Consider the following 16290-nt stretch of genomic DNA (forward strand, 5'->3'; position numbering starts at 1 on the left):
GCCGGGTCCATGAATTCGATCTGGACTTCCGCCGCCGGGAAGGTCACGCCGTCCAGCTCGAAATCACCGGTTTCCTGCACTTCACCGTTGGTGATGGGGACGTGGGCGACGATGGTTTTCTTGATATTGGCCTGCCAGATGCGGACGGTGCAGATGCCGTTCTCGGGAATCCGCTCCTTGGCCACGAAACCGCCGTTGATGGCAAACGCGCCTACAGCTGCCGTGAGGTTGCCGCAGTTACCGCTCCAATCCACAAACGGTTTGTCGATGGAGACCTGGCCGAACAGGTAGTCGACGTCGTGGTCCGGTTGCGTGGGCGCAGCCAGGATGACGGCTTTGCTGGTACTGGAGGTGGCGCCGCCCATGCCGTCGGTTTGCTTCTGGTAGGGGTCGGGACTGCCGATTACCCGCAACAGCAGCTTGTCCCGGGCTTCACCGGGAACCCGGGCGGCTTCGGGCAGATCCTGCAGGCGGAAGAACACGCCTTTGCTGGTGCCGCCACGCATGTAGGTGGCGGGGACTTTGATCTGTGGAGCATGGGTCATGATTTTGCTCTCTGTATCGATGAAGATGGGGTCAGATGAAAGCTTTCATCTGACCCCGTTTTCGACGCTAACCTTGTGGGTGTCGTGAACATGAACATGGGGTCAGAAGAACGCTTTCTTCTGACCCCTTTCTTGGACGCTGAACTCGGAGTCAGTGAACCCGGGTCAGATGAAGGCTTTCATCTGCCCCCTACTTCATCACTCACGCTGCCCCTTCAGACTCCAGGAAGTCCTGGGCGAAGCGCTGCAGTACGCCACCGGCCTTGTAGATGGATACTTCTTCCGCAGTATCCAGTCGACAGATCACGGGCACGTGTTCGGTGCTGCCGTTCTTGCGGTGGATGACCAGGGTCAACTCGGCACGGGGCGCCGGGGTGCCTTCCACGTCGTAGGTTTCGGTGCCGTCCAGGGCCAGGGTCTTGCGGGTGGTGCCTTCCTCGAACTGCAGAGGCATCACGCCCATGCCGACCAGGTTGGTCCGGTGAATCCGCTCGAAGCCTTCGGCCACGATCGCCTCCACACCGGCCAGGGCAACGCCCTTGGCGGCCCAGTCACGGGAGGAACCCTGCCCGTAGTCGGCGCCGGCGATGATGATCAGCGGCTGCTTGCGCTCCATATAGGTTTCGATGGCTTCCCACATGCGCGTATCTTTGCCTTCCGGCTCGATCCGGGCCAGGGAGCCCTGCTTCACGTTGCCGTTCTCGTCCAGGACCATCTCGTTGAACAGTTTCGGGTTCGCAAAAGTGGCACGCTGGGCTGTCAGATGGTCACCACGGTGGGTCGCGTAGGAGTTGAAGTCCTCCTCCGGCAGGCCCATCTTCGCCAGGTATTCACCCGCTGCGCTGTTCGCCAGGATCGCGTTGGACGGCGACAGGTGGTCGGTGGTGATGTTGTCAGGCAGGATCGCCAGCGGGCGCATGCCTTTCAGGGACTTCTCACCAGCCAGGGCGCCTTCCCAGTACGGCGGGCGGCGGATGTAGGTGCTCTGCGGGCGCCACTCGTACAGCGGGCTGCTTGCGGCCTGGGCTTCCCTGGTGACGTCGAACATCGGGATGTAGGTCTGGCGGAACTGTTCCGGCTTGACCGACTGCTTCACGATGGCGTCGACTTCCTCGTCGCTCGGCCAGATGTCCTTCAGGGTGATGGGGTTGCCATCCTGATCATAGCCCAGGGCATCCTTCTCGATATCGAAACGGATGGTACCGGCAATCGCGTAGGCGACTACCAGAGGCGGGGACGCCAGGAACGCCTGCTTGGCGTAAGGGTGGATCCGGCCGTCAAAGTTACGGTTGCCCGACAGGACCGCGGTGGAATACAGGTCCCGATCGATGATTTCCTGCTGGATCTTCGGATCCAGGGCACCACTCATACCGTTGCAGGTAGTACAGGCAAAGGCCACCACGCCAAAACCGAGGTTTTCCAGCTCCGGCAGCAGGTTGGCGTCTTCCAGGTACATCTTTACGGTCTTGGAACCCGGTGCCAGGGAGCTCTTCACCCACGGCTTGCGGGTCAGGCCCAGCTTGTTGGCGTTACGGGCAATCAGGCCCGCCGCCACCATGTTGCGCGGGTTGGAGGTGTTGGTACAGCTGGTGATGGCCGCGATGATCACCGCGCCATCCGGCATCTTGCCCTCTTCCAGTTCCCAGTCACCGGCAATGCCGCGCTTGGCCAGCTCGGAGGTGGGCAGGTGCGCGTGCGGGTTGGAGGGACCAGCCAGGGTGCGCTCGACGGAAGACAGGTCAAACCTCAGGACGCGCTCGTACTCGGCGTCCTTCAGGCTGTCTGCCCACAGGCCGGTGTGCTTGGCGTACTTTTCTACCAGCGCTACCTGCTCGTCTTCACGGCCGGTCAGCCTCAGGTAATCGATGGTCTGGCCATCGATGAAGAACATGGCCGCAGTAGCACCATATTCCGGGGTCATATTGGAGATCGTTGCGCGGTCCCCCACGGTCAGGCTGTCGGCACCCCCGCCAAAGAACTCGAGATAGGCGCCCACAACGCGCTCCTTACGCAGGAACTCGGTCAGGGCCAGCACCATATCAGTACTGGTGATGCCCGGCTTGAGTTTGCCGGTCAACTCGACACCCACGATGTCCGGCAGGCGCATCATGGAGGCACGGCCGAGCATGACGCTTTCGGCTTCCAGGCCGCCCACGCCGACCGAAATGACGCCCAGGGCATCAACCATCGGGGTATGGCTGTCGGTACCGACACAGGTATCCGGGAACGCCACGCCATCACGAGCCTGAACCACCGGAGACATCTTTTCCAGGTTGATCTGGTGCATGATGCCGTTGCCCGGCGGGATAACGTCCACGTTCTCGAACGCGGTCTTGGTCCAGTTGATAAAATGGAAGCGGTCGTCGTTGCGGCGGTCTTCGATCTGACGGTTCTTCTCGAACGCGTCCTTCTCGAAACCGGCGTGCTCAACGGCCAGGGAGTGATCCACGATCAGTTGGGTGGGCACCACCGGGTTAACCTTGGCGGGATCGCCGCCCTTCTCGGCGATGGCATCACGCAGGCCAGCCAGGTCCACCAGGGCGGTCTGGCCCAGAATGTCATGGCACACCACGCGGGCGGGGTACCATGGGAAGTCCAGATCGCGCTTGCGCTCGATCAGCTGCTTCAGGGAATCGGTCAGCATCGCCGGATCGCAGCGGCGAACCAGTTGCTCAGCCAGGATGCGGGAGGTGTAAGGGAGTTTGTCGTAGGTGCCGGGCTGGATGTCTTCGACCGCCTGGCGGGTGTCGAAGTAGTCCAGGTCGGAGCCCGGGAGTTGTTTGCGGTATTCGGTGTTCATGCTCAATCGCGCTCCTCGATCGGCAACCACTCGGCGTGCTCGGGACCGGTGTAATCGGCGCTCGGGCGGATGATCCGGTTATTGGCGCGCTGCTCTTTCACGTGGGCGGTCCAGCCGGACACCCGGGACATCACGAAGATCGGGGTGAACAGCTCGGTCGGGATGCCCATGAAGTGATAGGCGGAAGCGTGGAAGAAGTCGGCGTTACAGAACAGCTTCTTCTCGCGCCACATGACTTCCTCGCAGCGTACGGAAACCGGGTACAGCACGGTGTCGCCCACTTCCTCGGCCAGCTTCTCGGACCACTTCTTGATGATTGCGTTGCGCGGGTCGGATTCGGTGTAGACGGCGTGTCCGAAGCCCATGATCTTTTCCTTGCGCTCCAGCATGCCCATCAGGCCTTCTTCGGCCTCTTCCGGGGTCTGGAACTTCTGGATCAGCGCCATGGCGGCTTCGTTGGCACCACCATGCAGGGGACCACGGAGGGAACCGATGGCACCGGTTACGCAGCTGTGAATGTCGGAGAGTGTGGAGGCACACACGCGAGCGGTGAAGGTGGAGGCATTGAACTCGTGCTCCGCATACAGGATCAGGGAGACGTTCATCACGCGCTCGTGCAGTTCGCTCGGCTTCTTGCCGTGCAGCAGCTCCAGGAAAACACCGCCGATGGAGTCACTCTCGGTGTTGGCGGTCTCGATCCGGACGCCCTCGTGGGCGAAGCGGTACCAGTAGGTGATAATCGCCGGGAATACCGCCAGCATGCGGTCGATCTTGTCGTCCTGCTCGCTGAAGTCTTCTTCAGTTTCCAGGTTACCCAGCATGGAGCAGCCGGTACGCATCACGTCCATCGGGTGTGCGTTCTTGGGGATTTGCTCAAGCACGGTTTTCAGCGCTTCGGGCAGGACGCGCAGGCTCACGAGCTTCTTCTTGTAGGCATCCAGTTCCTGCTGGTTCGGCAGCTTGCCACGCAGGAGCAGGTAGGCTACTTCCTCGAACTGGGCGTTGTTGGCCAGATCGGTAATGTCGTATCCACGGTAGGTCAGGCCGGTACCGGTCTTGCCGACGGTACACAGGGCAGTTTCACCGGCAACCTGGCCACGCAGGCCGGCGCCACCTTGTTTCTTTGCTTCAGCCATTGTTGTTCTCCCTCGTTCTCAACTTGAACTTGATCTTGAAGATGGGGTCAGATGAAAGCCTTCATCAGACCCCTTAAATTCAGGGCACTGCACAGGGGTCTGAAGAACGCTTTCTTCTGACCCCGTTTTCAGTCCCGCCCCTTTTTTAGTGAGTAAACCCCCGGGGTCTGAAGAACGCTTTCTTCTGACCCCTTTTTAGTCGGTAACCTGGGGTCAGATGAAGGCTTTCATCAGACCCCGACTTCATGACCCCGGCTTCGTCCTCAGCCTTTACTCTGCTCAAAAAGCTGGTCCAGCTTCTGCTCGAAATCGTGGTAGTTCAGGAAATCGTAGAGTTCCATCCGGGTCTGCATCAGATCTACCACGTTTTTCTGGTCGCCCTTCTCCAGGATGTTCTGGTACACCGTGAGGGCGGCCTTGTTCATGGCGCGGAAGGCGCTCAGCGGGTACAGGACCATGCCAGCGCCGGCGTCGGCCAGCTCTTTCTTGTTGTAGAGCGGGGTTGCGCCGAATTCGGTGATGTTGGCCAGGATGGGCACATCCAGGGCCTCGGCGAAGGCCTTGTAGTCGTCCAGCTCGTGTACCGCTTCGGCGAAGATGCCGTCGGCGCCGGCTTCAATGCAGGCCTTGGCGCGATCGATCGCCGCTTCCAGACCTTCCTTCTGGAAGGCATCGGTACGGGCCATGATGAAGAAATCATCGTCTTCACGGGCGTCAACGGCAGCCTTGATGCGGTCGACCATTTCTTCCTTGGAGACAATCTCCTTGTTCGGGCGGTGACCACAACGCTTCTGGGCAACCTGATCCTCAATATGGACCGCGGCGGCGCCGGCACGTTCCATCTCGCGGATGGTACGAGCGATGTTGAACGCGCCACCCCAGCCGGTGTCGATGTCTACCAGCAGCGGCAGCTCGGAGGCCGCGGTAATCCGACGCACATCCTCTACCACGTCATTCATGGTGGTCATCCCGAGATCCGGCAGGCCGTAGGAAGCGTTGGCCACACCACCACCGGAGAGGTAGATGGCCTGGTGGCCGACTTTCTCCGCCATCATCGCGGCGTAAGCATTGATGGTACCCACGATCTGCAGGGGCTGGTTGTCTTTCAGGGCCTTGCGGAAGCGGGCTCCCGGGGAGAGTTTTTTGGACATGGTGTTGGCCTCGTGTTGTTCGGAACTGTTGCGCTGGTTTCGTAAAGATGGGGTTTGACCCCGTTCGGGGTCTGACCCCTTGTTTAAATCGTCAGGACGCCTTCCTCGATCTTCTTTTCGATGTTTATGCGCGCTGCATTAATGTGTCTTTTCATCAGGAATTCGGCGAGTTCACCGTCCCTCTGGGCGATGGCCTCGACGATACGGCGGTGTTCACGGAGTGCCAGGTGCGGACGCCCGGCGGAGGTGCTCAGTCGATACCGGTACATCCGGACCATGTAGTAAAGGTCACCCAGCAACATCTGGGCAAGCTTGGCGTTGCGGCTGCCGGTAGCGATACGGTGATGGAAATCGTAGTCGCCTTCGGCCTGGTAATAGGCCTGGCCTTGGGCTTGCTCGATCATCTTCTCGTGGCTGTCCAGGGTCGCCTGCAGTTCGGCGATTTCCTCGTCGGTCATCCGTTCGGCAGCCTGGCGAGCCGCGAGCCCCTCCATCACCTCACGGATCCGGTACAGCTCCAGCAGTTCGGCGGCACTGACGGAAACCACCTTCACACCCGCATGGGGCCGGCGTACCAGAAGACCACGGGATTCCAGGCGGCCAAGGGCTTCGCGCAATGGCCCACGGGTCAGGTTGAACCGGGAACAGAGCTCAACTTCACCGATCTTCTCGCCGGGAGCAAGCTCTCCCGTTACGATAGCCGTTTGTAAACAATCAAACGCTTCATCGGCTCGGGTCTGGGATTGGAGAGTAGCTTCAGCCATACCTTGTCAACAATAGTTACTGGAACGAGCATGAATCTACGCTCAGGGGCACTTTTTGTCAACAAAAACGCCGAACGGCCCACCCGATTGTTAACATATCCCTGAATTCTAATAAAGTTTTCGGTCTTCCGGGGAAGGTGGGAAATACTGGTAGAGCCAGGTTTCGGTGATGGGCTCGCCGTTCAGGCTCAGATATAGCCGCAGCTCGATCGGCTCCTCGGATTCATCCGGTACCAGATCAAACATGGCGCGATAACCGTCGATTACGGACAAAGGCCTCGCCGAGCTGATCTCCACCCTGCCCCGGCTGACCGAGATTTCCGGGATGATCTCAGCTTCTTCCGCCAGCATCTGCAGCGGGCCACCGGCAAAATCGACCACAAATCGCCAGGAGAAGTACTTGCGCTCCTGCCCGACCACGCCACCCAGGCCGGTCCGGGTTGCCACGACCGAAGCGAGCTCGTAGGGCCGGACCGGCACTCGCTCTCCCCAATGAAGCCGGTAGGAAAAGAGGTATTCCCGTCCCGCCTCCAGCGGCTGCTCCGGGTGCCAGAAGGCCACGATGTTATCGAAGGTTTCATCGACGGTCGGAATCTCCACCAGGTCAATGCTGCCCTTACCCCAACCTTCCCGGGTCTCGACCCAGACACCGGGCCTGCGATCGTAAAACACCCCATCGTCCTGGTAGTGGTCGAAGTTCCGGTCGCGCTGAAGCAGGCCGAAGCCCCGGGGGTCCTGATCCGCAAAGCGGCTGAACCCGAGCCGTCGAGGATTGCTCAACGGGCGCCACAACCACTCTCCGGCTCCGGTCAGCATGGCCAAACCATCGGAATCATGAATCTCTGGCCGCCAGTCGTAATCCATTCGCTGACTGTTCTCGCCGACCTGGTACATGCTGGTCAGCGGCGCTATGCCTACACGGTCCACCTGTTTGCGCGGGTATAACGCCACAGCCACATCCATGAACAGGTTGCGCCCGGGATCAATTGTGAATGCATAGGCGCCGGTAGTGCTCGGCGAATCCAGCAATGCCCATACTCTCATCACCCGCTGGCCTTCGACTGGCCGCTCCAGCCAGAACGCCGTGAACCTCGGGAATTCCTCTTCTTTCCCGGTCCCCGTGTCGATGGCCAGCCCCCTGGCCGAGATGCCATATTGCATCTCGGCACCCACCGCGCGGAAATAGCTCGCGCCAAGGAAGGAGGCGACGTCCAGCTGAAAGTTGGTATGGTAGTGAATCCGGAAGCCGGCAAATCCCAGGTCCGGGGGAAGATCCCCGAGCGGCTGTTCGCCCTCATAGTCAAAGTAATCCGGGTTGTAGGCCAGCTCGGTCGCCCTGCCATCCTTCACTTCATGGATTCTGACCGGCGCCAGGAAAAACAGGCCCAGGTGGAATAACTGGACCTGGAATGCCGAAGCCGTCTCATTCCACAACGCATGATTTTCCCGGAACCGGATCGCCTGATAATCATCCCAGGAAATGTTTTTCAGAACTTCGGGAACCTCGCCCTCGTGATCCCTGTAGGATTGACTGGCCAGAGCTCGCGCCTGCCCCTTGAGCCAGGCATAACTGAATGGCGTTCCGTCGGCCTCACCGGATGCGCCCGAACCCCCGGGCGCCGCGAACACCATGGGCGGAAGCCCGTAGCTTCCTGCAGTTGCCAGCAACGCCTTGAGCAAGGTTCTCCTGTCCACAACATTCTCCTCCCGTGGGATTCAAGAGTTTTACACCAGAGTTCAGGAATCGTTTTCCTGTGCCAGTCGCTGAATGCACTTTCCCCAGTAGCCCGACGGCGATGCACACCAGGCCTTACGATGCAGCTCAGTGAGTGAACTTCTGTCCTGCAGCACCTGGATGAGCTCTGCCGCCGAGAGCGCATCCGGCCCGCTCTGAAGACACCGGGTAACGGCGGACTCAAGATGTTCGGCACGCACAGCCTTTCGATGGTCCCTGGCCAGTGACCAAAAAAGGCGGTTGAGGTACGGGCTCAGAACGGCGCGATCTACCGGCCGGAGTCCGGTGTCTGATGGTTTCCGCTCACGGGCCGTCCGGGCATTCTCCAGGATTGCCAGGGGCTTTCTTTCCTCCGGAATAACCAGCAGACGTCGCACCCTCAGGCTCTGGCCGATGGATACCCGGCTAAGCAGAACCAAGGTCGGCACCGCCAGCACCAGTGGCAAGGCAACCGGAAGGGACCAGAGAAAGAACAGGCGATCCAGGGACCAGGCAAAGGCCGACCAGCCCACTCCGATAACCATCCCCGGAAGCTGGTTCCGCAACGCCTCGGACCAGGTTGTTTCCTCGGTCCGGTTTTGCCCCGCCCATTTGAGGGAGACATTGAACAGCGCGGCGAACACAAAACGACTGTGAGCGAGCATTCGCAGGGGCGCCAACAAGACAGACACCGCAATTTCGATCAGTACACTGGCTGTCAAACGCACCAGGCCGCCAAAACCATGGGCCAAACGGTGCAAAACGGCATCAACCAGGGCCAGGAGTTTGGGCAGGAACAACAGCGCCGCCGTACTCAGGGCCAGTGCCAGGGCCCACTCCGGTCGCCATTCGGGCCAGAGGGGGAAGAGTCCCTGACGCCCGTCGGGAAAGTAATCAATGGAGGCCAGGGTCATCCGGGCGGCCTTGATGGTGGTACAGATCAGGAACAGCAACCAAAACGGCGAGGCCAGATAGGCCATGATGCCGTTCAGGAAGGCCATCCGGTGGGCGAAGCGGAGCCCGGGTGCCGTCAGCATGATCCACAGATGCTGGAGGTTGCCCTTGGCCCAGCGGTTGTCCCGGACCAGCTCATCGGAAAGCGTCGGCGGCGACTCCTCGAAGCTCCCACCCAACCCCGGCTCGAGCCATACTTCATACCCGGCGCTGCCCATGTAGGCGGCTTCGACAAAATCGTGGCTCATGATCGGGCCACCGAAAATGCCCGGGCCCCGCAGCTTTCTCAGGCCGCAATGGCGCATGAAGGGCCGGACCCTGATGATAGCGTTGTGCCCCCAGAAGGCCGCATCCCCCATTTGAATCGCGGCCAGTCCGGTCGCAAACAAGGGGGAATAGAAACGATTGGCAAATTGCTGGAGGCGGGCAAACAGGGAGTGGCCGTTTATGATGTTCGGATTGGTCTGCAGAATACCGACCCGGGGCTCAAGTTCCATTAGCCGCACCATCCGGATCAGGGTGCAGGCACTGACCAGGCTGTCGGCATCCAGCACCACCATGTATTCGTAGTGCCGACCCCACCGGCGCAGAAAATCGGCCACATTCCCGCTCTTGTAGTTCAGGTTCACCGAGCGGCGGCGATAGAACAGCCTGCCCTCGGCCCCCAACTCTCTGATCAGCTCGTACCATGCCGCCTGCTCCGCAAGCCAGGTATCGGGATCACGGCTATCCGAGAGAATGAAGAACTCGAAATGATCAAGTTGGCCACTTCGCTCAAGATCCCGGTAAACCGCTTTCAGGCCGCTGAATGTCCAGTGCACCGGCTCATGGTAGACCGGCATCACGATGGCAGTCCGGGCAAGGGGAACCGACTCGAGGTCTCGATCCCGATGGCGCCGTAACAACGAGTACCGGTCGCCACCCCTGAGCCTGAAGACGAACCCGAAAACCCCAACCCAGAAGCCCACGGCAATCCAGGCGTAGAGCACGGCAAACAGGGCGAGTATGGCCAGCTCCAGCCAGGTTCCTCCGTGGTAGGGAAGCACCCACAACAGGTAATAGCAGGCGACCAGGGTCTGGCCAAAAACAAGAACAATCAGAAGTGCCCGGCGAAAGGCTGCAACCAGCCGCCACCGCGGGAAACGTTCTTTGGCCGGAGCTTCACAGAGATCAGACATCACGACCATACCCAATATTACCCCGGCACAGTTCAGGGGTCGCCTGCGGAGGAACAGTCGCCGGCAAATCAAAATACCCAGGGATACGCTCCATGACTGACTCGAGAAGCTGGTCCCCTTGCCCGTCCTCACCCGCCGAGGCAACGGACTCCTCGATCAAATGAAGGAGGGCGCGATATCTCTCCACCGTCATTTCCACTCCGGAGGCCCGGAGATAGGTGAAGGCCCGGTTAAAAGCGACCTGTAAGGTGATTTCCTCCATGGCCTGGTTCCTCCCTGAAATTGGCTATTGCAGCTGTTGTCTCAGCCCTGTGGTGGGGCCGAGCTGATAGGTCCAGGTTTCACTGATGGGTTTCCCGTCTGCCGAGAGGGAACCCCGCAGCGCCAGGCTCTTTCCCTTCTCGGGCCTGGCCAATACCGACAGTCGCCAGCCATGCCGGGCATCAATGTATTCGGCAAAGTGCTCGATGATCTCGCCCTCGCCACTGACACTGACTTCGCTCACTACCGCTGCATCACGATTCAGCTGGTCCATGGCTCCGCCCTGGAAATCGACAATGAAGCGGTAGGCTCCTTCAACCTCGCCCCCGCCGGGCTGCGCACCGTCGCCCACAAAGGTTCTGACCGCCTGACCCAATGGGTGCCCGGTGATATCTGGTGGTCCGAACGTCAGGGAGTAGGTCAGGTACCGGCTCTCCCCCGCGGCAACCTGTTGGCGGAGTTTCCAGAAGGCAACAATGTTGTCATTCACCTCGGAGTCAGTCGGAATTTCCACCAACACCACCTCGCCCTTACCCCAGTCTTCTCCCGGCTCGACCCAGGCACTGGGCCTGAGATCATATCTGGCCTCGCTGTCCTCGAATCGGGAGAACTCTTGGTCACGCTGGATCAGGCCAAAGCCACCGAGATTCCGGACCTGATGAAACCCCAGTTCAAGTTCTGCCGGATTCAGCAAGGGGCGCCACAGCCACTCTCCGGATTCCTGATCATGGATAAGCAGCCCGTCGGAATCGTGAACCTGGGGCCGCCATTGCCCCCTCGGGCGCAAAGTGTTTTCACCGTAGTAGAACATGGAAGTAAGCGGCGCCAACCCCAGTTGGTTAACTTCCGCCCTGAAAAACAACTGGGCGCTGACATCAAGCTTCAACGTCTTGCCGGGGTGAACCACGAATCGATAGGCGCCGGTGAGGCTGGGACCATCAAGCAGCCCGTAGATCATCATGGAATTGCTGCCGGCTTTCGGTCGCTCCAGCCAGAACTCCCGGAACACGGGAAACTCCTCACCGGAGGCCAACCCGGTATCGATCGCGATGCCACGAGCAGACAGGCCAAAACGCTGCCCTGCTCCCACACCGCGAAAATAACTGGCCCCACCGAAAACCAGGAACTGGTTATGGACTTCCGGGTCTGCGAGCGGATAAGTGAGCCTGAAACCCGCGTAGCCAAGATCGGCCGGTACCCGCTTGGCCAGTTCCGTTGACGGATAATCGAACAGGGTTTTATCAAAGCCGAGAGGATGAACACCCTCACGATCAATCACATTCAGGGCCACCGGGTGCCGGTAGAAACTTCCGGTGGGCATCATCATCACCCGAAACTGGGAACGCCCACCACGCCATAGACTGGCTTCAGGCCTGAACCGGATGGACTGGTATTGCTCATAGCTGAGATTTTGCACGAAGTCGGGCACTGGCTCAGGGGCCTGGTATTCCTCGCCCGCCAGCTCCTTTGCCTTTGCGGTGATATCATCAAACCCGAATGCGCCGGCTGGCCCCGAGAGGGCAAACAGTACGAAAGCGGTGAATGCGAACTTGAGGTTCCGGTTGCGGACCATTCTGAAAACTCCCTGTTTTCCGTCTCTTGAATGTAACACTTGTGGCAGAAACGGCCACAAGTGATATCTTCGTAACGGCTATTTAAGGTCTTTCAGATGCCCATATGCAGGGACAGTGCAACATCCGGGGCTGAAGGCACGATCACATCGGACCGGTCGGAATCGAGCAGACGGCCAACGGTCATATTGGCCCGGAACCTGTCTGCATTGATGTTCAACGAGATCTCACCGGCGCTGACCGCAGAGAGTCTCTGGTCGTCATCCGTTTCATCAGGCGCCCAACCGCGCATCACGGACAGGGACAGGGAAGACTGGAAGCGCGAAGCAAAAGGCACCTGCCAGGACGGGCTCACGGCATTGAGCCTGAGCCATCCCCCTTCGGTGCTTGAGACTGACTGGCCATTGAAACCTGAGATCAGGGCTGACCCGCCGACGGTAATCCACTCAGATCCAGGCAGGTCCTCTGGCGCAAACTGATAACGTCCGCCCAGATCCAGGTCCCAGTTCAGCACCTGCCTCTGCAACAAAGCTGCAAGCTCGATGCGATGAAACTGCGCCCGATCTTCCGTTTCACCATCGACATAGTCAGTGCCGTAATATTCCATCCCGCCGACAGCGGTCATGTGTGTTGAGGCCCGGAGGCCGCCGATCAGTTCTCCCACACTGGAATATTTCAGGCCGATACTCGATAACTGGTGCGAGGAATCGCGCACCCACTCGGATTCCTCATAGACACTCCGGGTGCTGCCGGTATGCCGGATAACCTGGTGCATATCCAGACCGAGGAACGATCCCAGTGACCGGGTCGCCGTTAACCGGTAAAAACTCCGGTTACCACTGGTATCGAGTTGCTGGCCCGGCGCTTTCACCACGCCCTGAAACTCGCTTTCCTCAACTTCCAGTTCCAGATGATTCCCGATCAGAGGCATCGCATAGCGAAGCGATAGGGACTGCTCGCCATCACCTTCCTTGCGGGACGCTGTATCCCGGAAACGGAGCCCAAATTCGTGCCGGGACCAGATGATCCCGTTACCTGCCAGTGCCAGCTGACCGGCAGAGCGGTCGCTATTCTGACTGGAGCTGCCGGACACCTCGATCCGGTTGGAGAGATAGTCCGTCACCGAGTCGAGCATGCTGGCGGCCTGGAACATCCAGGCGCCAGCCATGCCCCGGTCCTGGGCCGCTAGCGCAATGGTGGGCAAAAACGCGCACAAAAACAGTGCAGCAATGTTCAGCGCTCGCAAACCCCGGCCCTCTTCAATAACCCGCGAAAAATTACGGTTCCGTTATATAAGAGAGACGGACGTTCTTACAGCCGATGTTGCCAATCTTTACAATTTTAATCCTGCAATCAGAGCTATATAAACAAAACCTCACACATCATGTTAATAGTTATGTTTGTTACTCGACGGTAACCTGCGGATTTTCATATCTATTGTTTCTATATCTGCATTTTGCCCCCTGAATTGGGTTAAACTCGACACACGTCGTGTTTGTACTGGATCACCCCAACGCTTAAGGATGACTGGAATGATCAAGAAATGCCTGTTTCCCGTGGCCGGCTACGGCACCCGCTTCCTGCCAGCCACCAAGGCCATGCCCAAGGAGATTCTCCCGGTGGTCAATAAGCCCCTGGTACAATACGGGGTTGAGGAAGCCGCAGCCGCAGGAATCCATGAATTCGGGTTCGTCACCGGCCGGGGCAAGCGCGCTATCGAGGACCATTTCGACATCAGTTACGAGCTGGAGCACCAGATCGCGGGATCGGGCAAGGAGGATCTGCTGACCTCCATCAGGGACCTGATTGATCACAACAGCTTTGCCTTTACCCGTCAGAACGAGATGAAGGGGCTGGGCCACGCCATCCTGACCGGCCGCAACCTGGTGGGCGATAATCCCTTTGCTGTGATCCTGGCGGATGATTTCTGCCTGGGCCCGGAAGACGGCGAAGGCGTGCTCGAGCAGATGGTAAAACTGTACAACCAGTTCCGCTGCTCTATTGTGGCGATCGAGGAAGTACCCGAGGACGAGACTCAAAAGTACGGGGTGATTGCCGGCGAATCCATGAAGGACGGGCTGTTCCGGATTACCGATATGGTGGAGAAGCCGGCACCCGAGGATGCTCCGAGCAACCTCGCTATTATCGGTCGCTATATCCTGACACCGGATATCTTCGACATCCTCGAACGCACTCCGGCGGGCAAGAATGGCGAAGTGCAGATCACCGATGCCTTGCTGGAACAGGCAAAAAACGGCTGCGTGCTGGCCTATCAGTTCAAGGGCCGGCGCTTTGACTGCGGCAGCATCGACGGGTTCGTCGAGGCCACCAACTACGTCTACGAGAACATCTACAAGAAGAAAAATAAGGCGGGTACAGGCCCTCAGCGGCCCAGCAGCTGAAACACCATGCGCCGGTTTTCCGTGGAAGTCCTGCGGAACCGGCGCAGCAGCTCGCTTTCCTCGTCCGTCAGCTGAATGCGCTTGAGTTCCTGCTCCAGCTCCTTCAACGCCACCGAAAGATCATCACTGTTACTGAATGCCAGGCCCGGCAATTCCAACTGTTCACCCTCCCCCTGGACTTCCAGATCCAGCAGGTGCTCCAGCGGTGTCTCGGTCTTCAGGCACAGGTCCAACAATTCGACCACGCCCGGGTAACCGCGTTGGCGGGCATCCGTGGCTTCCCAACTGATCACCCTCGCCTCGTCCACACCACACATTTCGGCCACATCCCAGCAGGACAGCCGGCCCTGCTCCCGGAGCTGTCGCAGCCGACGGTTGAACGATTGAAGGTACCGCACATCATCCCCCACATTGCCAGCGCGCACACTTAATTTTATTCACAGTATCAAGTACTTTATTTCTAAACCACTAAAACTTACCAAAAGGTTGAAAGCAAAAAAATGGAAAGTCGAAATTTTATTTATGCCCCCAACATGCTTAACCATCTGGCTCAGGGATGAGCCACCGGGCCTCGACTAAACGCCACTTCCTTTTTTAGGTTGCAAACTATACATTGGGCCGTTTTTCCTCGTTGAACCAACCGAGTACCCAATGACCGACGCCCATAAATCAGACCTGCTCCTGGTGGTTGTCACCCTGCTTGCCGCCGTCAGCTGGATATTCTCGAAAGAAGCCATCCTGCTGATGCCACCGCTGATGTTCATGGCAGCACGCTTCCTGATTGCCGGGGTTTTTCTCGCCATCTTCGCCCACAAGGCGATACTGGCTCTGAACAGCGACCAGATCCGTCGGGCCGTCGGCGTAGGCCTGGTTTTTGGCATTGCCATGAACTTCTGGATTATGGGTCTGGTCAATATCGAAAGCATGGGCGAAGGCGCCTTTCTAACCAGTCTCGGGGTAGTCATCGTGCCCATCATTGCCCGGCTGGTGTTCCGTGAGCCCCAGCCGGCCAGCACCTGGCTGGCTATTCCGATTGCCGTGGCCGGCCTGGCCCTGCTGTCCCTGCAAAACGGTTTCCGGCCTGAGGCGGGGCAGCTATTTTTCGTGGTGGCGGCCACCATCTTCGCCCTGTACTTCACCCTGAACACCCGGGCAGCCAACCAGCGAACCGTGATTAACCGCCGGGGCGAAACCGTCGAAAAGCAACGGGTTCCTGCGCTGCCCCTGACTGCCCTGGCGCTGCTTACCGTGGGTATGGTGACCCTGGTTGAGTCCGCATTAATGGAACCCTGGCAACCCACGCTTTCCGAGCCGGCTCCCCTGTTGATCTGGTGGGTGCTTGCCAGTGCCATCATCGGCACCGCCGGCCGTTTCCTGGTTCAGACCTTCGCCCAGAGCCTGTCAGCTCACAGCCACGGTGTCGTGATTATGGTGCTTGAGCCGGTATGGGTAGCCCTGTTTGCCGCCGGCTGGTTCGGTGAGACCATGGGGCCCCTGCAACTGGCCGGCTGCGGCCTGATTTTTGCCGCCCTCGTCGTCAATCGCTGGAACGCCCTGAGCCGAGCTTTGAAGGGCTGGATGCGCCAGCGCCGTTCCGGAGAAAAATCCGCATGAAAGTGGTTGACCACTACCGTCAAAATCCGTATCTTACGACCCCGTTGCAGGACACAGGACCATAGCTCAGTTGGTTAGAGCGCTACCTTGACATGGTAGAGGTCCCCAGTTCGAATCTGGGTGGTCCTACCAATCCTGCCAGAGATTCTGAAAGCCGCGCCGGGAAACCAGCGCGGCTTTTTTCTTATCCGTTCTTGCCA

Annotated in this window: 13 protein-coding genes and 1 tRNA gene; 3 read left to right on the forward strand and 11 right to left on the reverse strand. The window is 59.2% G+C overall.

Features of this window, described 5'->3' with window-relative positions:
* The 10 genes from R6W86_RS04150 to R6W86_RS04195 all read right to left on the reverse strand — a co-directional run.
* Positions 1–545 (reverse strand): PrpF domain-containing protein (locus R6W86_RS04150; protein WP_410328128.1); only part of this gene is annotated, 545 nt, incomplete at its 3' end.
* A gap of 202 nt (positions 546–747) precedes the next feature.
* Positions 748–3345 (reverse strand): Fe/S-dependent 2-methylisocitrate dehydratase AcnD, encoded by a 2598-nt coding sequence (gene acnD, locus R6W86_RS04155; RefSeq protein WP_410328138.1) that lies wholly within the window; start codon positions 3343–3345, stop codon positions 748–750.
* A 2-nt stretch (positions 3346–3347) separates the two neighbouring features.
* On the reverse strand, positions 3348–4481 hold the full coding sequence (gene prpC, locus R6W86_RS04160) for a 2-methylcitrate synthase (RefSeq protein WP_372985370.1): 1134 nt from the start codon (positions 4479–4481) through the stop codon (positions 3348–3350).
* A 263-nt stretch (positions 4482–4744) separates the two neighbouring features.
* The gene (prpB, locus tag R6W86_RS04165) at positions 4745–5632 is read right to left on the reverse strand and encodes a methylisocitrate lyase (RefSeq protein WP_410328129.1); all 888 of its coding nucleotides are present in this window, start codon (positions 5630–5632) and stop codon (positions 4745–4747) included.
* A gap of 83 nt (positions 5633–5715) precedes the next feature.
* Complete coding sequence (locus R6W86_RS04170) at positions 5716–6396, reverse strand: GntR family transcriptional regulator (RefSeq protein ID WP_091999539.1); 681 nt, start codon at positions 6394–6396, stop codon at positions 5716–5718.
* 108 nt (positions 6397–6504) lie between these two features.
* Positions 6505–8091, reverse strand: coding sequence for a glucan biosynthesis protein (locus R6W86_RS04175; RefSeq protein WP_410328130.1), 1587 nt, complete (start codon positions 8089–8091; stop codon positions 6505–6507).
* A 42-nt stretch (positions 8092–8133) separates the two neighbouring features.
* Positions 8134–10242 (reverse strand): glucans biosynthesis glucosyltransferase MdoH, encoded by a 2109-nt coding sequence (gene mdoH / locus R6W86_RS04180; protein WP_410328131.1) that lies wholly within the window; start codon positions 10240–10242, stop codon positions 8134–8136.
* Positions 10235–10504, reverse strand: a complete 270-nt coding sequence (locus R6W86_RS04185; RefSeq protein ID WP_410328132.1) for a hypothetical protein — start codon at positions 10502–10504, stop codon at positions 10235–10237. Before R6W86_RS04185 ends, mdoH begins: the two co-directional genes overlap by 8 nt.
* A 24-nt stretch (positions 10505–10528) precedes the next feature.
* On the reverse strand, positions 10529–12076 hold the full coding sequence (locus R6W86_RS04190) for a glucan biosynthesis protein G (RefSeq protein ID WP_410328133.1): 1548 nt from the start codon (positions 12074–12076) through the stop codon (positions 10529–10531).
* Between the two features lie 92 nt (positions 12077–12168).
* On the reverse strand, positions 12169–13320 hold the full coding sequence (locus R6W86_RS04195) for a ShlB/FhaC/HecB family hemolysin secretion/activation protein (RefSeq protein WP_410328134.1): 1152 nt from the start codon (positions 13318–13320) through the stop codon (positions 12169–12171).
* Positions 13321–13606: 286 nt separating this feature from the next.
* Between R6W86_RS04195 and galU the strand changes: the two genes are divergently transcribed.
* Positions 13607–14476: a UTP--glucose-1-phosphate uridylyltransferase GalU gene (gene galU, locus R6W86_RS04200; RefSeq protein WP_410328135.1), complete on the forward strand. Its 870-nt coding sequence runs from the start codon at positions 13607–13609 to the stop codon at positions 14474–14476.
* Here galU and R6W86_RS04205 read toward each other — a convergent pair.
* Complete coding sequence (locus R6W86_RS04205) at positions 14458–14874, reverse strand: XRE family transcriptional regulator (RefSeq protein ID WP_410328136.1); 417 nt, start codon at positions 14872–14874, stop codon at positions 14458–14460. The genes galU and R6W86_RS04205 overlap by 19 nt on opposite strands.
* 253 nt (positions 14875–15127) lie before the next feature.
* Between R6W86_RS04205 and R6W86_RS04210 the strand changes: the two genes are divergently transcribed.
* Complete coding sequence (locus R6W86_RS04210) at positions 15128–16090, forward strand: DMT family transporter (protein ID WP_410328137.1); 963 nt, start codon at positions 15128–15130, stop codon at positions 16088–16090.
* Between the two features lie 55 nt (positions 16091–16145).
* Positions 16146–16222: transfer RNA gene (locus R6W86_RS04215), tRNA-Val, on the forward strand.
* Positions 16223–16290 lie beyond the last annotated feature (68 nt).

The sequence above is a fragment of the Marinobacter sp. genome (assembly GCF_046484525.1).
Lineage (GTDB): Bacteria > Pseudomonadota > Gammaproteobacteria > Pseudomonadales > Oleiphilaceae > Marinobacter.